This window comes from Kitasatospora sp. NPDC048715 (assembly GCF_043198905.1).
GTDB classification, from domain to species: Bacteria; Actinomycetota; Actinomycetes; order Streptomycetales; family Streptomycetaceae; genus Kitasatospora; species Kitasatospora lactacystinica.
This window is the reverse complement of sequence record NZ_JBICVH010000012.1, coordinates 99,148-120,055: the sequence shown is the minus strand read 5'-3', so window position 1 is coordinate 120,055 and position 20,908 is coordinate 99,148. Positions and strand designations below refer to the sequence as shown.

The following is a 20,908-nucleotide window of genomic DNA, read 5'->3' as shown; positions in this document are numbered from 1 at the left end:
GCCGTGGCGGGCGGACCGGGCCCGGTCCGCCGCCGTCAGCGGCTTAGTAGCACTCGCCGGAACCGTCGGTGTGCAGCGCGAGCTTCAGGCCCTGGAGCTTGAAGGTGCCGGCCGAGGTGGCCCAGGCGGTCTGCTGCACGTTGTACAGGTCGGCCTTCTCGGCGGCCTGGGCGAAGCCGGTCTGCCCGGACGGCAGGCCGCCGAGCTTGGACTGCCAGCCCTGGGTGGCCGAGCCCTTGAGGGTCGAGGCGTCCTGGCCGATGTTGATGTTGGTGAACTCGGCGTCGGCGTTCAGCTGGTCGAGGTCGATCAGCAGGTTCTTGGCGTAGACCTGCTTGTTGACGTCGTCGCTGTTGCCGGCCTCCAGGCGCAGGACGATCTTGGGCAGCTTCCACGGCAGGTGGGGGATGACGTTGGGGTCGGTCACCACCGACTGGCAGAGGCCCTTGATGGTGGCCTCGTCGAAGGCCGAGACGGCGACCGGGTGCGGAGTGCCGTTCGTCTCCGCGTCGATCGAGCCGAACTGGGCGAAGTTCTTGCCGTGCAGCTCCGGCGTGGTGACCTTGAAGCTCTGGCCGGACACGCTGAACGAAGCCGCCAGCGCGTTGTTGGCGATCGAGATGCCGACCATCGCGGTGGCCGCGACGCTCGGCACCATCACCAGGGCGAAGCGCTTCCAGCGGGTCTTGCCGTAGGTCTGGGACATGCGAGTCCTCCTTCTAGGACGTACATCTCCGGCTCCCCGGCGGTGCGTCCCGCACCGGTGGGGGCCTGGGATGGGAGAGAGCTACGTCCTCGGTAGCGGAGAGCGCCTTGGGCGTCGTCGGACGCGGGAGCGACCCGCGTGCAGCGGGCGTCCCGTCCGAGCACCGGCCGACCTTGCGGGGCGGCGGGCAGGACCGACGACATCGGCGATCACCCCCGAGCGACAACCAGCGACCGCGCAGGGCCGCGCGGCCGGTCGAAGGACAGGAACCGCCGTGGGACCGCGGATACCCCCCTGCCCTCCCTCCCGCCGGCCGGGGCCGGCGGATCACCCGGTGGGGATCCCGCGCTCCGCGTGGCCGACCGGGGTCGGCGGAGGTGGAGTCTGGGACCGGGCGTGGCCGATCGTGCTTGAATCCAGGGCGAAGCACAAGAGGTTCCTTACTGACGGGTAATGCAACATCAGGTGACGTTGATCATGAAATCGACCCGAGCCGCACCCTGTGTGACGCCTTGAAGGAATCGTGATGGCGAAATCCGCCGGAAACACCAGCGAAACACCCGCGGGTGGTCACACATGGTGACCACCCGCGGGTGAAATCAAGATTTGGTAAACCTCTGTTCGGTTGACCGGATTGTCGCCAAATCCCCAGCGACACCGCAGGTCATCCGCCGTGCCAGACGGCGGGCCTGATCCGGACTCAGAACAGCACGCGCGCCAGCGCCGTACGGGCCGCGACGACCCGCGGGTCCTCCACGCCGATCACCTCGAACAGCTCCAGCAGGCGCAGCCGGGCGGCGTCCCGGTCCTCACCGGCCGTCCGCCCGACGGTGGTCACCAAACGCCCGAAGGCGTCCTCGACGTGACCGCCGACCAGGTCCAGGTCGGCCGCCTTGAGCTGGGCCTCGACGTCCTTCGGGTCGGCGGCGGCGGCCGCCCGGACGGCCTGGAGGTCCAGGCCCTCGATCCGCTTCAGCAGCTCGGCCTGGGCCAGGCCCAGCTTGGCCTCGGTGTTGCCCGGCTGCTCGATCAGCACGTTCTGGTACGCCCGGATGGCACCGCCCAGGTCACCGGAGTCCAGCGCGTCGTGCGCGGCGGACAGCGCCGGGTCCTCGGGACGCTGCGGCGCGGCGGCCTCGGCCCCGCCCGGGACGGCCGCGCCGCCGGCCACGCCGAAGCGCTGCTCGGCGACCAGGATCAGCTGGTCCAGGATCTTGCGGATGTTGGCGGCGCTCTCCGCGCCCTGGAACAGCGGCACCAGCTGGCCGGCCACCACGGCCATCACGGCCGGGATGCCCTGGATGCCGAACTGCTGGGAGAGCAGCTGGTTGGCGTCCACGTCGATCTTGGCGAGCACGAAGCGGCCGGCGTACTCCTCGGCCAGGTCCTCCAGGATCGGGCTCAGCTGCTTGCAGGGCCCGCACCACTCGGCCCAGAAGTCGATGACGACCGGCACCTCGGTGGAGCGCTGGACGACCTCGGTCTCGAAGGTGTCCTCGGTGACGTCGATGACGAGCTGGTGGGCGGACTGGGCGGGGGCGGCTCCGGCCGAATCGGCGGCGGCCGCCTGTCGGGCCCGCTCGGCCCGGGCCTGCTCGGCCTTCTGGGCGGCTTCGCCGGCCGCCTTCACTGCGGCGAGGTCGACCGCGCCGCGCAGGGCGGAGCTGTTGAGACGCGAATTCCGTGGCTGCATGGCACCATCCTCCCCCGTCCGCGCTGCTCGCGGGCACCATCCTCCGGAAAGTCGCCCCGCGCGGACCGCGCGGCGCGGAATTCCGGGCGCGGTGCCGCTCCCCCGGTAGCCTGGACCGTTCGGCGCGGATCCCCACCCGCGCCCGCGCCGCTCCCGTCCCACGGGACGCGGCGCCTGGTTGTCACTGCTTTCGCTACGAGTCGTAGCGTAACTGGAGCCGGTGCCCCGCCCGCAAGCCCCACCGGCGGTTCGGGGACGTGACCTGCCCCACTTTCCCGGGCCGCCCCGCTGCCCGAACGGGCGAACAGTCGCTACCGTTACCAACCCCACCCAAGTTACTTACCAGTAAAGCGCGAGGAGGCCCGGTGCCGGCCGCCCAGCCCCCAGCGAGCCCGGACAGCGTGGAGCGCGCCGAGCCCACGGCCCGGACCTGCCCCGACCCGGCCGGCGCGGCCCCCCACCGGGCCGCCGCCACCCCGGAACCCGCGGGCGCCGCCCGGGCCAAGGGCCGCCCCCGCAGCGCCGCCGCCGACCGCGCGATCCTCGACGCCACCCGCGAGGCGCTGGCCGAACTCGGCTGGGGCGGACTGACCATGGGCCACGTGGCGAGCCGCGCCGGGGTCGCCAAGACCACCCTCTACCGCCGCTGGCCGTCCAAGAACGAGCTCGTGGTGGACGCCGTCGCCACCCTCTTCGACGACCTGGTGATGCCCGACCTCGGCAGCCTGCGGGCCGACATCGAGGCCGTGGTGGCCCAGTTCGCCGATCTGCTGGCCCGCCCGGAGACCCAGGCCGCGCTGCTCGCGCTGTTCGCCGAGGGGACCCGCGACCGCCAGCTGCGGCGCCGGATCCGCGAGTCCATCGTGGATCCGCAGAAGCGGCTGGTCCGCCAGGGCCGGGCGGCCGCCCAGGCACGCGGAGAACTCGGGGCGGACTGCGACGCCGACTCGGCCCGCGAGGAGGTCGACATCATCTTCGACACCATCGCCGGCACCGTCGAGCACCGCGTCCTGGTCAGCGGCGAGCCGATCACCCCGGAGTGGACCCGCCGCTTCACCGACCTGCTGCTCGGACCGCTGCTCGCCGGCTGAGCGCACGGCGGAGCCGCCGTACGGGATCCCGGTCCCGTACGGCGGCTCCGCTCCGGCCGCGGCCTCGGCCTCAGAACATCGCGTTCTCCTGGTACGTCCCCCACTCCTGCCGCAGCGCGTTGCAGATCTCGCCCAGCGTCGCCTCGGCGCGCACCGCGTCCAGCATCGGCGGGATCATCGACTCGCCCGAGCGGGCCGCCGCCAGCATGGCGTCCAGCCCGGCGCGGACGGCCGCCTCGTCCCGGGCCGCCTTGCGCTCGCCCAGCGCCCGGACCTGCTCGCGCTCGACCTCGTGGCTGACCCGCAGGATCTCCAGCTCGGGGGTGACGCTGCGCGGGTGGCAGTTGACGCCGACCACGCGCTTGTCGCCCTTCTCCACCGACTGCTGGTACTGGAAGGCCGCCTCGGCGATCTCCCCGGTGAACCAGCCCTCCTCGATGCCGCGCAGGATGCCGGAGGTGATCGGGCCGATCTCGTGGTCCTCGCGGCCCTTGTCGAGGATCCGCTGGAAGATCGCCTCGGCCTGTTGCTCGATCCGGTCGGTCAGCGCCTCGACGTACCAGGAACCGCCCAGCGGGTCGGCCACGTTGGCGACGCCGGTCTCCTCCATCAGCACCTGCTGGGTGCGCAGGGCGATCTCGGCGGCCTGCTCGGAGGGCAGCGCCAGGGTCTCGTCCAGGGCGTTGGTGTGCAGCGAGTTGGTGCCGCCGAGCACCGCGGCCAGTGCCTCCACGGCGGTGCGGACCACGTTGTTGTACGGCTGCTGCGCGGTCAGCGAGACGCCGGCGGTCTGGGTGTGGAAGCGCAGCCACTGCGCCTTGTCGGTCTTGGCACCGAAGCGGTCGCGCATCCAGCGGGCCCAGATCCGGCGCGCGGCGCGGAACTTGGCGATCTCCTCGAAGAAGTCCAGGTGCGCGTCGAAGAAGAAGGACAGGCCGGGCGCGAAGACGTCCACGTCCAGGCCGCGGGACAGGCCCAGCTCGACGTAGCCGAAGCCGTCCGCGAGGGTGTACGCCAGCTCCTGCGCGGCCGTCGCCCCGGCCTCGCGGATGTGGTAGCCGGAGACCGACAGCGGCTTGTACGCGGGGATGCCCTCGGCGCAGTAGGCCATCAGGTCGCCGATCAGGCGCAGGTGCGGCTCGGGGGCGAAGAGCCACTCCTTCTGCGCGATGTACTCCTTGAAGATGTCCGTCTGGAGGGTGCCGTTGAGCACCGCCGGGTCCACGCCCTGGCGCTCGGCGGCGACCAGGTACATGCAGAAGACCGGCACGGCCGGGCCGCTGATCGTCATCGAGGTGGTGACCTCGCCGAGCGGGATGCCGTCGAACAGCACCTCCATGTCGGCGGCCGAGTCGATGGCCACGCCGCAGTGGCCGACCTCGCCGAGCGACTTCGGGTCGTCCGAGTCGTAGCCCATCAGGGTGGGCATGTCGAAGGCGACCGAGAGGCCGCCGCCGCCGGCGTCCAGGATCATCCGGTAGCGCTCGTTGGTCTGCTGGGCGTTGCCGAAGCCGGCGAACTGGCGGATGGTCCAGGTGCGGCCCCGGTAGCCGGTCGGGTGCAGGCCGCGGGTGTACGGATACTCGCCCGGCCAGCCGATCCGCTCGAAGCCCTCGTGGGCCTGCCCGGCGGGCGGGCCGTAGACCGGCTCGACCTCGTCACCGGAGAGGGTGGTGAAGTCCGCGTCCCGCTTGCGGGCCTTGTCGTACCGCTGCTGCCAACGCTGCCGGCCGCGCTCGATCTCCTCGGCGTCCATGACCCCGAACTCCGCTCCGTACGGCCGCCACGGCGACGGGCGGCACAACTAGTAGGACGTCCTAACAATTTACTCGGACGTCCTAGTACTTGTCGATGGACGACCGCCCGCACGGCCCGGAATCCACTCCGAAGGCCCACGAAACGCCGAGAGCGCCCCTCCCCCTTGATCGGGGAGGGGCGCTCTCGGCGGCGCGGGCGGCGGGGCTCAGACCCCGGCCGGCTGGCGGGCGGCGCCGCCCGCCGGGAGCTTCTCGGCGGCCTCGCGGGCCACCTTGCGCTCGAAGACGAAGGAGAGGAAGGGGATGCAGCCCGCCGCCAGGGTCAGCACCAGCCGGCCCATCGGCCACTTCAGCTTCTGCCCGAGCAGGAAGGTCACCACGAAGTACCCGATGTAGAGGTAGCCGTGCAGCATCGCGACGTACGTGGTCACGTCCTCGGCCGCGCCGAAGCCGTACTTCGCGACCATGAAGCCGCAGAACACCAGCAGCGCCACACCGGTCGCAACGGCCAGGGCCCGGTACCAGCCCAGCAGGGGGGTCGCCTTCATGATCTTCCTCGCGTCGCTCGGCGGCATCGGCCGGTACGCCCGGATCCGCGCACCGCTCCAACGAGGGTAGCCGCCCTCACGCCGTCCCCTTCGCAGCCCCCTCGCCCGGATCGGTGAAGTCGCCGGCGGCCACCCTCAGCGGCCTGAGCAGATCGAAGACCTGGCGGCACTGCTCCTCGCCGTACTCCTCCAGCCCGAACTCCATCGCCATCAGCCGCCCGGTCGCCTCCTCGACCACCTCGCGGCCGCGCCCGGTGATCGTGGCCAGCACGCCGCGGCCGTCCAGCGGATTGGGCCGGCGGGCGACCAGACCGGCCCGCTCCAGGCGGTCGACGGTGTTGGTGACGCTGGTCGGGTGGACCATGAGCCGCTCGCCGATCTTGGAGAGCGAGAGCTCGCCGGTCCGGCTGAAGGTCAGCAGCACCAGGGCCTCGTAGCGGGCGAAGGTCAGCCCGTACGGCTTGAGCACCGCGTCCACCCGGGAGAGCAGGATCTGGTGGGCGCGCATGACCGAGGTGATCGCCGCCATCGAGGGGACTGCGCCCCAGCGGCGGGTCCACAGCTCGTCGGCGCGGGCGATCGGGTCGAAGTCGAGAGCGAGGGGCTTGGCCACCTCCTTACCGTACCGGCGGACGGGACGCGTGTTACCAGGCGTCCTGATGGTGGACAAGCGCAACACGTGGCGGGAACCCGCCAATCGGACGGCCAGGTCCATACCAGGACATTGCGTCGATGTGAACGCGCGACAACGGGCTCCCGGCGCACCGGGGTTGACCCCCGATCGGCCCGGCGCCGTGCCACCAGGCCTCGGTTCGGACAGCAACCCGCTGCGAGGCCGGGCGATTCACCCCTTTCGTCCGCCCGTTCACATTCCCCGGCCGTGGCGGGACTTGGCCAATTCATGAGCAAGACCTGTCATTTGATTTGCTCGATTGTCATGCTTTCGGCCAACCCCGTTCGGTAGCCACCACCCCCACCCACCGGTGGCACAGCCGCTCCGACCGCACGGGGACCTGCACGTCAGCGCTCGTTCCGCCCCTCAGGTGCCGGCCCGGCCCCCCGGAACGCCGCGCGACCGCGTCCGTTCGCGGTTTCCCGGAAGGACTCGTTCGTGAAGCGAAAGCTCGCCGCAGTCGCCGTACTCTCCGCCACCGCCCTGATCACCGGCGTCGTCCAGGTGAGCGCCGTGGCCGTCGCGGACCCCGCCCCGCAGTCCCAGGGCGCGCAGCAGCGTGCCGACCTGATCGCCCTGGCGAACGGCCAGGCCGGCAAGGTGGCGCACGCCCTGGCCCTGGGCGGCCAGGAGCAACTGGTGGCCAAGGACGCCGTGGTGGACGCCGACGGCACCCGCCACCTGCGCTACGAGCGCACCCTGGCCGGCCTCCCGGTCCTGGGCGGGGACCTGGTGGTGCACCAGAAGGCCGACGGCTCGACCACCTCCGTGGACAAGGCGACCGGCGCGACCCTCGCGGTGCCGAGCCTCACCCCGCAGATCCCCGCCGACCAGGCCGCCGCCCAGGCGACCGGCGCCGTGCAGTCCACCGTGGGCATCGCCGCCGACGAGGACGAGTCCCCGCTGACCGAGGTCCACCAGGCCGGCAAGGCCGAACTGGTCGTCTGGGCCGCCGACGGCAGCCCGCGCCTGGCCTACCGCACCACGGTCGAGGGCCTGCGTGCCGACGGCACCCCGAGCCGCCAGCTGCTGGTCACCGACGCGGCGAGCGGCCAGGTGCTCTCCAGCCACGAGCAGGTCCGGACCGCCTCCGGCACCGGCAAGGGCGTCTTCGTCGGCACCGTCCCGCTGACCACCACCCAGAGCGGTTCGAGCTACCAGCTCAAGGACGCGAGCCGCGGCGGGCAGGCCACCTACACCCTGAAGGGCAAGACCTCCGGCTCCGGCACCCTGGTCGCCAAGACCACCAACAGCTTCGGCAACGGCCTGGCCTCCAACGCGGAGTCCGCCGCGGTCGACGCCCAGTACGGCGCCGCGGCGACCTGGGACTTCTACAAGAACACCTTCGGCCGCAACGGCATCAAGAACAACGGCGTCGGCGCCGCGAGCCGGGTCCACTACGGCTCCAACTACGTCAACGCGTTCTGGGACGACTCCTGCTTCTGCATGACCTACGGCGACGGCACGAGCAACACCCACCCGCTGACCGAGCTGGACGTGGCCGGCCACGAGATGAGCCACGGCGTCACCTCCGCCACCGCCAACCTCAACTACTCGGGCGAGTCCGGCGGCCTCAACGAGGCCACCTCGGACATCTTCGGCACCATGGTCGAGTTCTACGCCAACCTGCCCGCCGACAAGCCGGACTACCTCATCGGCGAGCTGATCAACATCAACGGCGACGGCACCCCGCTGCGCTACATGGACAAGCCGTCCAAGGACGGTGCCTCGGCCGACTACTGGTCCTCCACCGTCGGCAACAAGGACGTCCACTACTCGTCCGGCGTCGCCAACCACTTCTTCTACCTGCTGTCCGAGGGCAGCGGCGCCAAGACGATCAACGGCGTCAGCTACAACAGCCCGACCTCCAACGGCTCGACCCTCGCCGGCATCGGCCGGGACAAGGCCGCGCAGATCTGGTACCGCGCGCTGACCACCTACTTCACCTCCACCACCAACTACGCGGGCGCCCGCACCGGCACCCTCAAGGCCGCCGCCGACCTGTACGGCGCGAGCAGCGCCGAGTACAGCGCCGTCGCCGCCACCTGGAGCGCCGTCAACGTCAACTGACGCACCGCACAGGCGCACCGGACGCCCGGGACCTCCATGGGGAGGGCCCGGGCGTCCGGCCGTTGCGGAGGGCTGTCAAGGCCGGGCGGCTGGCGGAGTCCCGCCAGGGGGACGAACCGCCGAAACCGGGCAGCGGGCGGCAACCGAACCATCCGTACCGGGATTGGCGGTTCCTGGCCAATCCCCGGAGGCACCCTGTCCATCCCTGCCAACGATTGTCATGCTTCTGACCAAGTCCCGTCCGACCCTCCGCCGCCCCCACCCACACCCGGCGGAGCGTCAGGAACCGCACGGGACCGGCACGTCCGCGCCCTACCGCCCCAAGGCGCCAACCCCGGCGCCCCGGTACGCGGCGCACCCGCACGCACCCGCGGGTCTCGTGGAAGGAACCCCCGCACGTGAAGCGAAAGCTGACTGTCGGAGCCGTACTCTCCGCCACCGCCCTGCTGGCCGGCGTCATCCAGATCGCCGCCGCCCCCGCCCAGGCCGCCGCCCCCTCGCCGGCCCAGCAGCAGTCCGCGCTGCTGGCGCTGGCCTCCGGGCAGAGCGCCCCGGTCGCCCAGGCCCTCGCCCTCGGCGGCCAGGAGAAGCTGGTGCCCAAGGACGTCGTGGTGGACAAGGACGGCACCCGCCACCTGCGGTACGACCGGACCTACGCGGGCCTGCCGGTCATCGGCGGCGACCTGGTCGTCCACCAGAAGGCCGACGGCTCGGTGAAGTCCGTCGACCAGGCCTTCGCCGGCCGGCTGTCGGTGCCCAGCCTCACCCCGGGCCTCGCCGCGCCGCAGGCCGCCGAGGCGGCCACCGCCGCGGTGCGGGCGACCGTCGGCATCACCGCCGACGCGGACGAGGCGGCGCTCAGCCGGGTCGACGGCGCCGGCGCTCCCGAGCTGATCGTCTGGGCCGCCGACGGCACCCCGCGCCTGGCCCACCGCACGGTGGTCTCGGGCCAGCGCTCGGACGGCACCCCGAGCCGCCAGGAAGTGATCACCGACGCCGCCACCGGCCAGGTGCTCGCCAGCGACGAGAAGGTGCAGACCGCCACCGGCACCGGCAAGGGCGTCAACGTCGGCACCGTCACGCTGACCACCACCCAGAGCGGTTCGAACTACCAGCTCAAGGACGCCTCCCGGGGCAACCAGTCCACCACCGACCTGAAGGGCGGCACCTCGGGCAGCGGAACGCTCTTCAGCAACACCACCAACAGCTTCGGCAACGGCACGCCCTCCAACCGCGAGTCCGCCGCGGTCGACGCCCAGTACGGCGCCGCGGCGACCTGGGACTACTACAAGAACACCTTCGGCCGCAACGGCATCAAGAACAACGGCGTCGGCGCCGCGAGCCGCGTCCACTACAGCACCAACTACGTCAACGCGTTCTGGGACGACTCCTGCTTCTGCATGACCTACGGCGACGGCGCGAGCAACACCCACCCGCTGACCGCCATCGACGTCTCCGGCCACGAGATGAGCCACGGCGTCACCTCCGCCACCGCCGGCCTGATCTACTCCGGCGAGTCCGGCGGCCTCAACGAGGCCACCTCGGACATCTTCGGCACCATGGTCGAGTGGTCCGCCAACCTCCCGGCCGACCCGCCGGACTACCTCATCGGCGAGAAGCTCAACATCAACGGCAACGGCACCCCGCTGCGCTACATGGACAAGCCCTCCAAGGACGGCGCCTCGGCCGACAACTGGTCCTCCACCGTCGGCAACAAGGACGTCCACTACTCCTCGGGCGTCGCCAACCACTTCTTCTTCCTGCTCGCCGAGGGCAGCGGGGCGAAGGTCATCAACGGGGTCAGCTACAACAGCCCGACGTCCAACGGCTCGACGGTGACCGGCATCGGCCGGACCAAGGCGGCCGCGATCTGGTACCGCGCCCTGACCGTCTACATGACCTCCACCACCAACTACAAGGCCGCCCGCACCGCGACCCTGAAGGCCGCCACCGACCTGTACGGCGCGAGCAGCACCGAGTACAACACGGTCGCCGCGGCCTGGAGCGCGGTGAACGTCAACTAGGGCGTGCCCGGCACGCCCCGACCGGCCCCGGCGCGAACCGCCGGCAGGACCGGCCCGAGCCACCCCCGGTAAGAAGCGGCGACAGGCTGCCGCGGCCCTTTGGGAGAGGAGGCCGCGGCAGCCTGTCGACCGTCCACGATGACGCCGGGGCTCAGGCGGTGGCGGGCTTCGGCTCGCCCCGCTCCTCGCGGGCGAGCATCCGCTCGGCGAAGAAGCCGCCGGTGGGCAGCACCGCGAGCACGAACATCAGGACGCCGCGCTTGGCGTCCCACTTCTGCGCCTGCCAGGCCTGGATCCAGAAGACCGCGTAGAGGATGAACAGGACGCCGTGGACCATGCCCATCACCGGGACGGCGTCGAACGAGGTGGTCCGCTTCAGCACCGAGCAGATCAGCAGCAGGATGAAGGAGACCCCTTCGGGGCCGGAGACCAGGCGCAGGCGGTGGACGGCGCTGCTGTTCACGATGGATACCTCAATACGGGGGTCGGCGGCGCGGGCGCGCTTGTGAAGCAACTCACAAGCATTCCGGCCATTATCGCCGAGCACACGTACGGACCCCCGGCCGGGGGTGGCCACCGTGCCCGATCTCACAGCGCCCGCCCGCCCTGTCACAGCTGTGTGCCGGAACGCCTCCGGGCGCGACCGCCCGTCACCGGGAACCCCTATCCTGCTGCCCGCGCGCCCACCGATCCGGGCGCCGACGCATCGCACACGGGGGTAGTCGCCACATGCTCAAGCTCGACTGGGACCGCAGGACCTGCGCCAGGCGCGGTCACACCACCTACGCGCCGACGGAACCCGAACTGGCCTCCCGGCTGCACGCCTCCACCGCCCTCGGCGACGCCTGGCGCTGCCTGCGCTGCGGCGACTTCGCGCTGGGCGACCCGCACGGCTCCGGCCCGGCCGAGGACGCGCCGCTGGTGCCGCGCGGCAAGGCGCTGCGGGACCTGTTCATCCTGCGCTTCCTGGCCGTCGAACGGGTGCTGCGCGGGCTGCTGATCATCGTCGTCGCCTGGGCCGTGTGGAAGTTCTCCAACAGCCAGGACGCGGTGCACCGGGTGTTCGACGAGAACCTCACGGTCTTCAGGCCGGTCACCGACCACTTCCACTGGGACCTCGAACACGCCCCGATCGTCGAGACCATCCGCAAGACCTTCGACTTCAAGAAGAGCACCCTGCTGATCGTCGCGGGCGCCCTGATCGCCTACGCGGTGATCGAGATCGTCGAAGCGGTCGGCCTGTGGCTGAACAAGCGCTGGGCCGAGTACCTGACGGTGGTCGCCACCGCGGCCTTCCTCCCCCTGGAGGGCTACGAGCTGAGCCACCACGTCAGCGCGCTCAAGGTCTGCACCCTGGTGCTGAACATCGCGGCGGTCCTCTGGATCATGCTCTCCAAGCGCCTGTTCGGACTGCGCGGCGGCGTGGTGGCCTTCGAGGCGGAGCGCCACTCGGCCTCGCTGCTGGAGGTCGAGCAGGCGGCCGGCACCGTTCCGCGCCCCGGACAGGGGGCGCACGCCCGAGCCTGAGCGGGGCGCGCGCCCCGGCCTGACCGGCGCGTTTGTCGCAGGCCGGTACCAGTTGGCCCGCGCACCCTCCCCGGACCACGGCCGCAGCGGCTAGATTGCGGCCGTGGCACAGTTCAGACTCCAGGGATCGCGCGTGCTCGCCGTCGAATTGGGCGGGGACGCCGTCAAGGCGCGAAACGGTTCGATGGTCGCCTACACCGGGCAGATGGCCTTCAAGAAACTGACCGGCGGCGGGGACGGCCTGCGCGGCATGGTCACCCGCCGGCTGACCGGCGAGAAGATGACGGTCATGGAGGTGAAGGGACAGGGCACCTGCTACTTCGCCGACAAGGCCACCGAGATCAATCTGGTCCGGCTGAACGGCGAGACGCTGTACGTCGAATCGGACAACCTGCTCTGCACCGAGTCGACCCTGCACACCGGCACCAGCTTCACCGGGCTCAACGGCATGTCCTCCGGCAACGGCCTGTTCACCACCAAGGTGGAGGGCCACGGCTGGGCGGCGGTCACCTCCAACGGGCCGGCCGTCATCCTGCGGGTCGACAAGAGCATGCCGCTGCGGGTGGACCCGGGCGCGTACGTCGCGCACACCGGCACCCTGCAGCGCAGCCTGAAGTCGGGCGCGGGCTGGACGACGATCATCGGCGAGGGCGGCGGCGAGGCCGTCCAGATCGAGTTCACCGGCGAGGGCCTGGTGTACGTCCAGCCCTCCGAGAAGGTCACCATCGGGGGCGACGTCTGATGGGCTTCACGAAGATCAACGGCAAGATGGTCGAGGCCCAGGTCCTACCCGGGCAGCGGCTGTTCAGCCAGCGCGGCGCGATGCTCGCGTACAGCGGCGACGTCCGCTTCACGCCGAACATCACCGGCGGGCAGGGCGGCGTGATGTCAATGATCGGCCGCCGGGTGGCCAACGAGGACACCCCGCTGATGACCGTCGAGGGCCAGGGCCGGGTGATGTTCGGCCACGGCGGCCACCACGTCCACGTGATCGACCTGTTCGGCGACACCCTCTACGTCGAGGCGGACCGGCTGCTCGCCTTCGAGGGCACGCTGCGGCAGTCCACCATGTTCATGGGCTCGCAGGGCGGGGTGATGGGCATGGTCCGCGGCCAGGTCACCGGGCAGGGCCTGTTCACCACCAAGCTGGAGGGCCAGGGCGCGGTCGCGGTGATGGCCCACGGCGGCGTCTTCGAGCTGCCGATCGTCCCCGGCCAGTCGGTGCACGTCGACCCCCAGGCGTACGTGGCGCACCGCGGCGACGTGCGCAACAAGCTGTCCACGGCGCTGGGCTGGCGCGACATGATCGGCCGCGGCTCGGGCGAGGCGTTCCAGCTGGAACTGTCCGGGCAGGGCGCGGTGTACGTCCAGGCGAGCGAGGAGAAGCTCTGATGTCCCACCCGCCGCAGCCCCCGTACGGCTCCCCGCACAACCAGCCGACCCAGCCCGGCTTCGCGGTCCCGCCGCCCCCGCCGAACTACGGCCCGTCGCAGGGCTACCCGCCGCCCCCGCCCGGCGGCTACCCCCCGCCGCCGCAGCAGCCGTACGGCCAGCAGGCCCCGCCGCCGTACCAGCAGCCGCACCAGCAGCAACAGCCGTACGCCCAGGAGCAGTTCGGCGGACCGGTGGCCCCGCTGCCGACCGGCCACGGCGGCACCGGACCGGTGGTGTGGGACGCCCACAGCCTGCCGGCCGGCGACAACGTCAACCCGTACGCCTTCTCGGTCGACCTGAACGGCTCGTACTTCCTCCAGAAGGGCAAGATGGTCGCCTACTACGGCGACATCACCTTCAAGGGCGTCGGCGCCGGGGCGATCGACCGGATGCTCGGGCAGCACTTCAACTCGCCGATGCACGCGGCGGACTGGGTGGTCGCCGAGGGCCGGGGCAAGCTGCTGCTGGCCGACCGGGCGTTCGACCTCAACTCGTACGACCTGGACGAGGGCAACCTGACCGTCCGCTCCGGCAACCTGCTGGCCTTCGACCCGACGCTGCGGCTCAAGCAGTCGATCATCCCGGGCTTCCTGACCCTGATCGGCACCGGCCGCTTCGTCGCCGCCTCCAACGGGCCGGTGCACTTCGTCGAGCCGCCGATCCGGGTCGACCCGCAGGCGCTGGTCGGCTGGGCGGACTGCCCGGCGCCGTGCCACCACTACGACCACGACTACATGCACGGGCTGATCGGCGGCCTGCGCCGGCTGACCGGCTTCGGCGGGGCCTCCGGCGAGGAGCACCAGTTCGAGTTCATCGGCGCCGGCCAGGTGCTGCTGCAATCGAGTGAAAAACTCCTGGCCGAGCGGTCGGTCGGCGCGGTCGGTGCCGAGGCGGGCGTGCCGATGGGCGGCGTGCCGTCCCAGCCGGGCACGGCCGGGCACGGCGGCGGGAATCCCAACATCCCCGGGCTCGGTAACCTGGGCGACCTCGGCCGACGTTTCGGTCTGTAAACTTGTACAAGATTGAACTAAATCGGCTATGCTGGGGAGCATGGATACGCACACGATCGACACTGCGGACACCCCTCCGCCGCAGCCCGAGGAGGAGACTCCCTGGCTGACCGCCAGGGAGCAGCGGATGTGGCGCGCCCATCTGGAGGTCGCCAAGCTGCTGGACTACCAGCTCAGCCGCGAACTCCAGCCGCACAACCTCGCGATCAACGACTACGAGATCCTGGTGGTGCTCTCGGAGGCGCCGGACCGCCGGATGCGGATGACCGACCTCGCGACCGCCACCCTCCAGTCGAAGAGCCGTCTCTCCCACCAGATCACCCGGATGGAGAACGCCGGCCTGGTCCTGCGCCAGGAGTGCCCCGGCGACCGCCGCGGCCTCTACGCCCACCTCACCGAACACGGCTGGGAGACCATGCAGCGGGTCGCCCCGGACCACGTGCGCAGCGTCCGCGCCCACTTCATCGACCGCTTCACCCCGGAGCAGCTCGACGACATGTACCAGGCCCTCGCCCCCATCGCCGAACACCTCCGCGGCCTGCGCGGCAAGCCGTAGCGCCGCCCCGCACCACCCCGCCCCGCCACGACCACCGTCGCGGCGGGGCGGACCGCGTCTCAGCTCGCGGTCAGGCCGGCGACCAGTTCGTCGGCCGCGCCGTACGGGTCCAGCGCGCCCTCGGCCACCCGTTCGGCCAGGACGGCCAGCCGCCGGTCCCCGCGCAGGTCGCCGATCCGGGCGCGCAGTTCGGCCAGGGCGATCGCCTCGATCTCCTCGGCGGCCCGGCGGCGGCGCCGCGCGGCGAGCTCGCCGTGCTCCTCCAGCCAGGCCCGGTGCTTCTCCAGCGCCTCGACCACCTCGTCCACGCCCTCGCCGCGGGCCGCGACGGTCTTGACGATCGGCGGACGCCAGTCCCCCGGCTCCCGGGCCTCGCCGAGGCCCAGCATGTGGTTGAGCTCCCGGGCGGTGGCGTCGGCGCCGTCCCGGTCGGCCTTGTTGACCACGAAGACGTCGCCGATCTCCAGGATCCCGGCCTTGGCGGCCTGGATGCCGTCACCCATCCCGGGGGCCAGCAGCACCACGGTGGTGTCGGCCTGGGCGGCGACCTCGACCTCGGACTGGCCCACCCCGACGGTCTCCACCAGGATCACCTCGCAGCCGGCCGCGTCCAGCACCCGCAGCGCCTGCGGCGCCGCCCAGGAGAGCCCGCCGAGGTGGCCGCGGGTGGCCATCGAGCGGATGAACACCTCCGGGTCGGTGGCGTGGTCCTGCATCCGGACCCGGTCGCCCAGCAGCGCGCCGCCGGAGAACGGCGAGGACGGGTCGACGGCCAGCACCCCGACCCGCTTGCCGAGCCGCCGGTAGGCGGAGACCAGCGCCGAGGTGGAGGTGGACTTGCCGACCCCCGGCGAGCCGGTCAGGCCCACCGTGTACGCCCGCCCGGTGTGCGGCGCGAGCGCGGCCATCGCCTCCCGCAGCTGCGGCGCGGCGTTCTCGACCAGCGTGATCAGCCGGGCGACCGCCCGCGGCCGGCCCTCCCGGGCCTGCTCGACCAGCGTGGCGACATCGATCATCAGGAGCTCCTAGCGCAATGCCGTCGAATGCCGAAAGGGGCTGCGGACCGCCACTCGCGGTCCGCAGCCCTGGAGCGATCGGCCGGTCAGGCCTTCGGGACGCGCACGATCAGCGCGTCGCCCTGGCCGCCGCCACCGCACAGCGCGGCCGCGCCGACCCCGCCGCCGCGGCGCTGCAGCTCCAGCGCCAGGGTCAGCACCACGCGGGCGCCGGACATCCCGATCGGGTGGCCGAGCGCGATGGCGCCGCCGTTGACGTTGACGATGTCGGAGGAGACGCCCAGGTCCTTCATGGACTGGTGGGCGACGGCCGCGAAGGCCTCGTTGATCTCGATCAGGTCGAGGTCGGCGACCTCCAGGCCCTCCTTGGCCAGCGCGTGCTTGATCGCGTTGGACGGCTGCGACTGGAGCGAGTTGTCCGGGCCGGCCACGTTGCCGTGGGCGCCGATCTCGGCGATCCAGGTCAGGCCCAGCTCCTCGGCCTTGGCCTTGCTCATCACGACCACGGCGGCGGCGCCGTCGGAGATCTGCGAGGAGGTGCCGGCGGTGATCGTGCCGTCCTTGGCGAAGGCCGGGCGCAGCTTGGCCAGGCCCTCGACGGTGGTGTCCGCGCGGATGCCCTCGTCCTGGCTGAACAGCACCGGCTCGCCCTTGCGCTGCGGGATGGCGACCGGGGTGATCTCGGCGTCGAAGACCCCGTCGGCCTGCGCCTTGGCGGCCCGCTGGTGGGAGGCGGCGGCGATCTCGTCCTGCACCTCGCGCGGGATGCCCAGGCGGGTGTTGTGCTTCTCGGTGGACTCGCCCATCGGGATGTTCTCGTAGGCGTCGGTGAGGCCGTCGTGGGCCATCGCGTCGAGCATCGCGATCGCGCCGTACTTGAAGCCCTCGCGGGACTTCGGCAGCAGGTGCGGGGCGTTGGTCATCGACTCCTGGCCGCCGGCCACCACGATGTCGAACTCCCCGGCGCGGATCAGCTGGTCGGCCAGCGCGATGGCGTCGAGGCCGGAGAGGCAGACCTTGTTGATGGTCAGCGCCGGGACGTTCATCGGGATGCCGGCCTTGACGGCGGCCTGGCGGGCCGGGATCTGGCCCGCGCCGGCCTGGAGCACCTGGCCCATGATCACGTACTGGACCTGCTCGCCGGTGATCCCGGCCCGCTCCAGAGCGGCCTTGATCGCGACGCCGCCGAGGTCGGCGCCGGAGAAGCCCTTGAGGGAGCCCAGCAGGCGGCCCATCGGGGTCCGCGCACCGGCAACGATCACAGAGGTGGTGTTGGTCATGGGACGGGCCCCTTCGCACGTCGTGGCCAGGTGAGGATGCGCTCAATGTACTGACCTGTTACCCGCCCGTCACCGGAGCGACGGTGTGATCGAGCGCACTGGCACCCTCCAGTCAACACCGTGCCGACCCGCTCCGGGTGAACCGCCCGCCGTGTGAGCAGGCTCGCACGCCCGGTACTGGCGTACGGCGCGGGCCATGCGCTGCACTTGATGCACCTTTCCCACCGCCCTTCCCCACCCCGGAGGCCGTCGTGCTGACCCGCATCGACCACATCGGCATCGCCTGCCGAGACCTCGACAAGACGGTCGAGTTCTACCGCGCCACCTACGGCTTCGAGGTCTTCCACTCCGAGGTCAACGAGGAGCAGGGCGTCCGCGAGGCCATGCTCAGGATCAACGGCACCGACGACGGCGGCGCCTCCTACCTCCAGCTGCTGGAGCCCACCCGGCCCGACTCCACCGTGGCCAAGTGGCTGGAGAAGAACGGCGAGGGCGTGCACCACATCGCCTTCGGCACCGCCGACGTGGACGGCGACTCCGAGGCCATCCGGGACAAGGGCGTCCGGGTCCTCTACGACCAGCCGCGGATCGGCTCGATGGGGTCGCGGATCACCTTCCTCCACCCCAAGGACTGCGGGGGCGTCCTGACCGAGCTGGTGACCTCCGCGCAGCAGGGCCACGACGAGCACTGATCCCCTCCCGGCCGGCCCCGGGGCGGGCCCCGCCCCGGCGGCGACCGACGGCCCGTCGGTCATGACCCGTCAGTAACCTGGCGGGAAGAGCCGGAAAACACCCCTGCGGCCATTCCCCCGCAGTGCGCTCCCACTACAATGCCCAGGTGCGCGACGGCTCCGGGGGACGGAGGCGACGGGCACGGCCGAAGACAGGCCCGTCCGCCCTCCGGTGGTCGGCCCGTCGCAAGGGGAGTCCATTACGCGGGCACGGCTGAACAGTCGCAAGACGGATCTGTCACCATTCTCCACAAGGCAAGAGTTCGCCCAGGAGTCCACTCGGACGGGGGAACGCGGCATCCCCGCGCTCCCGCGCCCCGGACTCCGACGACCGCGGCGGGCGGCCCCGACATGGCGGGGAGCCGTCCACCGGCTGCGGATGCAAGGACCAGTCGGACCGGCGCCCGGGATACCGGAGCCCGGCCCCGGCCCGGTCGAGGACGCGACCAGGAGATGGATGGGACCGCGGAGTGCGGGGCAACGACCGCTACGAGGCTGACGATCACCTCTCCCAGTTCGAGGCCGAGATGGGTCGGACTCGGAAGGAGCGGGACAAGGCAGTCGAGCATGCCGAGGACCTCGCCTACCAGGTGGAGGTACTGCGGGCGAAACTGCACGAGTCCCGCCGCATGCTCGCCCAGCCGCGCGCCTTCGACGCCGTCTCCGGCCAGGCCGAGCAGATGCTCCGCACCGCCGAGATGCAGGCCCAGCAGCTGCGCGCCGACGCCGAGCGCCAGCTGCGCGACTCCCAGGCCGCCACCCAGCGGATCATGGCCGAGGCCGCCGAGCGCACCGCCCGGCTGGAGGCCGACCTGGCCGCTCGCCGCCGCCAGCTGGAGGACGAGCTCACCGAACTGCGCCGCTCCGCCGAGCAGCACGTCAACGGCTGGGCCGAGCAGACCCGGGCCGGCTCCGAGCAGGAGGCCCAGCGGCTGCTCCAGGAGGCCCGCGCCGAGGCCGAGCGGATGGTCGCCGCCGCCCGTGCGGAGGCCGTCGCCCTCTCCGATCACGCCCGCGCCCGGACCGCCGCCGACGTGGACGCCGCCCGCGGTGAGGCCCAGGCCGCCGCCGAGGCCGCCCTGCAGCGGGCCCAGAACGACGCCGAGCGCCTGCTGCGCGCCGCCTCCGAGCAGGCCCAGCAGGCCGGCGCCCAGGCCGCCGCCGACGTGGACGCCGCCCGGGGCGAGGCCCAGCAGCAGCTGGCCGCCGCACACGCCGCCGCCGAGGGCCAGCTGGCCGGCGCCCAGGCCGAGATCGGCCGGCTCAAGGCGCAGGCCGCCGCCGAGCAGGCCCGGGCCGAGCAGCAGCTCGCCGCGGCCAAGGCCGAGATAGAGCGGCTGCGCGCCGAGGTGATCGCCGAGGCGGAGCGCACCCGCTACGAGGTCACCGAGCTGCGCGCCCAGGCCGAGCAGGCCGCCGAACAGCTCCAGGCCGACGCCGAGGCCGCCGCCGAACGCAGGGTCGCCGACGGCGAGGCCGCGAACGAGCAGCGCTCGCAGACCGCCCGGGCCGAGGTGGCCCGGATGGTCGCCCAGGCCACCAAGGAGGCCTCGGCGATCCGCGCCGAGGCCGAGGCCGTCCGCGACGAGGCCGCCACCAAGCAGGCCGAGGCCGACGCCGCCAAGGCCGCCGCGGCGGAGGAGAGCGAGCGGCTGCGCGCCACCGCCGAGTCGGTGGCCACCGAGCTGAAGGCCGAGGCCGAGGCGGCGATCGCCGAACTGCGGGCCCAGGCCGAACGGGACGTCGCCGAGCTGCGGGCCCAGGCCGAGGCCGACGCCCAGCGGCTGCGCGGCGAGGCCGAGGAGGCGGGCCGGGCGGCCGGCGCCAAGGACGCCACCGTCCACCTCGCCAAGGCCGCCAAGACCGCCGAGGAGGTGCTCGGCCGGGCCGACCAGGACGCCGAGAACGCCCGCGGCGAGGCCGCTGCCGAGGCCGAGCGGATCCGCGCGGAGGCCGCCGCCGAGGCGCAGCGGCTGCGCGAGCAGGCCCAGGCCGCCGTCGAGCAGGCCCAGAACGCCGCTCTGGACGACGCCGCCGCGATCCGCGAGCGGATCGAGCAGATGCAGGACGAGGCGGCCCGGCTGCGGGCCGAGGCCGAGGAGCTGCGCGCCCAGGCCGCCGCCGAGGCCGACCGGGTGCGCGGCGAGGCCCGCCGCCAGGCCGTGGTCCAGATCGAGGAGTCGGCGAAGAACGCCGAGGAGCTGCTCAGCAAGGCCAAGGCCGACGCGGACGAGCTGCGCGCGGGTGCCGCCGGGGAGATCGAGCGGCTGCGCGAGCAGGCCCAGGAGCAGGCCGCCGAGACCCAGGGCCGGGCCGAGCAGACCCTGACCCGGGCCCGCGCCGAGGCCGGGAAGATCACCGAGGCGGCCGAGCAGCAGGGCCAGGACGCGCTCGCCGCCGCCAAGGCCGCGGCCGCCGAGAACCGGGCCGCGGCCGAGCGCGAGACCGCCGAACTCCGCCGCGAGGCAACCGAGTTCGACCAGCAGGTGCGCGCCGGGGCGACGGCCGCGGCACAGGCCCTGACCACCGAGGCGCAGGCCGAGGCGGCCTCCGTCCGGGACGCCGCGGTGGCCGACGCCGAGCGGGTGCGCACGGAGGCCGACACCGAGGCCGCCCGGGCCCGGGCCGAGGCCGAGGCCGCCGCCGACGCGCTGCGCGAGGAGAGCCGGCGCGAGCGGGAGGAGGCGGCCGAGGGGCTGCGGCGCGAGCGCGAGGAGACCTCCGAGCACCTGGACGCCGCCGAGGCCGCCCGCGAACAGGCCGAGCAGGCCGCCGCGGAACTGCGGGCCCTG

The 20,908-nt window shown here is 72.4% G+C and carries 17 protein-coding genes and 1 pseudogene; 10 read left to right on the top strand and 8 right to left on the bottom strand.

Annotated features, from left to right (window positions below; translation table 11 throughout):
* Positions 1-43 precede the first annotated feature (43 nt).
* A complete protein-coding gene (locus ACGFSC_RS23090; protein ID WP_359899897.1) occupies positions 44-706 on the bottom strand; it encodes a DUF6230 family protein in 663 nt (220 codons plus the stop codon).
* 700 nt (positions 707-1,406) lie between these two features.
* A complete protein-coding gene (locus ACGFSC_RS23085) occupies positions 1,407-2,399 on the bottom strand; it encodes a tetratricopeptide repeat protein (protein ID WP_359899899.1) in 993 nt (330 codons plus the stop codon).
* Positions 2,400-2,938: 539 nt separating this feature from the next.
* Between ACGFSC_RS23085 and ACGFSC_RS23080 the strand changes: the two genes are divergently transcribed.
* On the top strand, positions 2,939-3,490 hold the full coding sequence (locus ACGFSC_RS23080) for a TetR/AcrR family transcriptional regulator (RefSeq protein ID WP_359900018.1): 552 nt from the start codon (positions 2,939-2,941) through the stop codon (positions 3,488-3,490).
* A gap of 70 nt (positions 3,491-3,560) precedes the next feature.
* Here ACGFSC_RS23080 and ACGFSC_RS23075 read toward each other — a convergent pair whose 3' ends face one another.
* The 3 genes from ACGFSC_RS23075 to ACGFSC_RS23065 all read right to left on the bottom strand — a co-directional run bounded on the left by ACGFSC_RS23075 (position 3,561) and on the right by ACGFSC_RS23065 (position 6,408).
* Entirely contained in the window at positions 3,561-5,246 is a 1,686-nt protein-coding gene (locus ACGFSC_RS23075; protein ID WP_359899901.1) for a methylmalonyl-CoA mutase family protein, read from the bottom strand.
* A gap of 207 nt (positions 5,247-5,453) precedes the next feature.
* Positions 5,454-5,795, bottom strand: a complete 342-nt coding sequence (locus tag ACGFSC_RS23070) for a DUF3817 domain-containing protein (RefSeq protein ID WP_359899903.1) — start codon at positions 5,793-5,795, stop codon at positions 5,454-5,456.
* 76 nt (positions 5,796-5,871) lie between these two features.
* On the bottom strand, positions 5,872-6,408 hold the full coding sequence (locus tag ACGFSC_RS23065) for a MarR family transcriptional regulator (protein ID WP_359899905.1): 537 nt from the start codon (positions 6,406-6,408) through the stop codon (positions 5,872-5,874).
* Positions 6,409-6,906: 498 nt separating this feature from the next.
* Between ACGFSC_RS23065 and ACGFSC_RS23060 the strand changes: the two genes are divergently transcribed.
* Positions 6,907-8,538: a M4 family metallopeptidase gene (locus ACGFSC_RS23060; protein WP_359899907.1), complete on the top strand. Its 1,632-nt coding sequence runs from the start codon at positions 6,907-6,909 to the stop codon at positions 8,536-8,538.
* Between the two features lie 398 nt (positions 8,539-8,936).
* Positions 8,937-10,562 (top strand): M4 family metallopeptidase, encoded by a 1,626-nt coding sequence (locus tag ACGFSC_RS23055; protein ID WP_359899909.1) that lies wholly within the window; start codon positions 8,937-8,939, stop codon positions 10,560-10,562.
* Positions 10,563-10,713: 151 nt separating this feature from the next.
* On the opposite strand, the gene ACGFSC_RS23050 is transcribed toward ACGFSC_RS23055, so the two are convergent.
* Entirely contained in the window at positions 10,714-11,025 is a 312-nt protein-coding gene (locus tag ACGFSC_RS23050) for a DUF3817 domain-containing protein (RefSeq protein ID WP_380348672.1), read from the bottom strand.
* A gap of 266 nt (positions 11,026-11,291) precedes the next feature.
* Between ACGFSC_RS23050 and ACGFSC_RS23045 the strand changes: the two genes are divergently transcribed.
* From ACGFSC_RS23045 to ACGFSC_RS23025, 5 genes are all read left to right on the top strand, one after another.
* A complete protein-coding gene (locus ACGFSC_RS23045; RefSeq protein ID WP_359899911.1) occupies positions 11,292-12,089 on the top strand; it encodes a DUF2127 domain-containing protein in 798 nt (265 codons plus the stop codon).
* Positions 12,090-12,192: 103 nt separating this feature from the next.
* Entirely contained in the window at positions 12,193-12,831 is a 639-nt protein-coding gene (locus tag ACGFSC_RS23040) for an AIM24 family protein (protein WP_359899913.1), read from the top strand.
* Positions 12,831-13,481 carry an AIM24 family protein gene (locus tag ACGFSC_RS23035; RefSeq protein WP_359899915.1) on the top strand — a complete coding sequence of 217 codons (651 nt, stop codon included), beginning with the start codon at positions 12,831-12,833 and terminating at the stop codon, positions 13,479-13,481. The genes ACGFSC_RS23040 and ACGFSC_RS23035 overlap by 1 nt, the downstream gene beginning before the upstream one ends.
* A 242-nt stretch (positions 13,482-13,723) precedes the next feature.
* On the top strand, positions 13,724-14,533 hold the full coding sequence (locus tag ACGFSC_RS23030) for an AIM24 family protein (RefSeq protein WP_359900022.1): 810 nt from the start codon (positions 13,724-13,726) through the stop codon (positions 14,531-14,533).
* Positions 14,534-14,573: 40 nt separating this feature from the next.
* The gene (locus ACGFSC_RS23025) at positions 14,574-15,089 is read left to right on the top strand and encodes a MarR family transcriptional regulator (RefSeq protein WP_359899917.1); all 516 of its coding nucleotides are present in this window, start codon (positions 14,574-14,576) and stop codon (positions 15,087-15,089) included.
* A gap of 59 nt (positions 15,090-15,148) precedes the next feature.
* Here the strand turns inward: ACGFSC_RS23025 and meaB are convergent, their stop codons facing one another.
* Positions 15,149-16,105, bottom strand: coding sequence for a methylmalonyl Co-A mutase-associated GTPase MeaB (meaB, locus tag ACGFSC_RS23020; RefSeq protein WP_359899919.1), 957 nt, complete (start codon positions 16,103-16,105; stop codon positions 15,149-15,151).
* 86 nt (positions 16,106-16,191) lie between these two features.
* Positions 16,192-17,385, bottom strand: coding sequence for an acetyl-CoA C-acetyltransferase (locus ACGFSC_RS23015; RefSeq protein ID WP_359899921.1), 1,194 nt, complete (start codon positions 17,383-17,385; stop codon positions 16,192-16,194).
* 251 nt (positions 17,386-17,636) lie between these two features.
* On the opposite strand from ACGFSC_RS23015, the gene mce reads away from it, so the two are divergent.
* The gene (mce, locus tag ACGFSC_RS23010) at positions 17,637-18,077 is read left to right on the top strand and encodes a methylmalonyl-CoA epimerase (RefSeq protein WP_316526247.1); all 441 of its coding nucleotides are present in this window, start codon (positions 17,637-17,639) and stop codon (positions 18,075-18,077) included.
* 509 nt (positions 18,078-18,586) lie between these two features.
* Positions 18,587-20,908 (top strand): annotated as a pseudogene (locus tag ACGFSC_RS23005) (hypothetical protein); the annotation flags it as partial.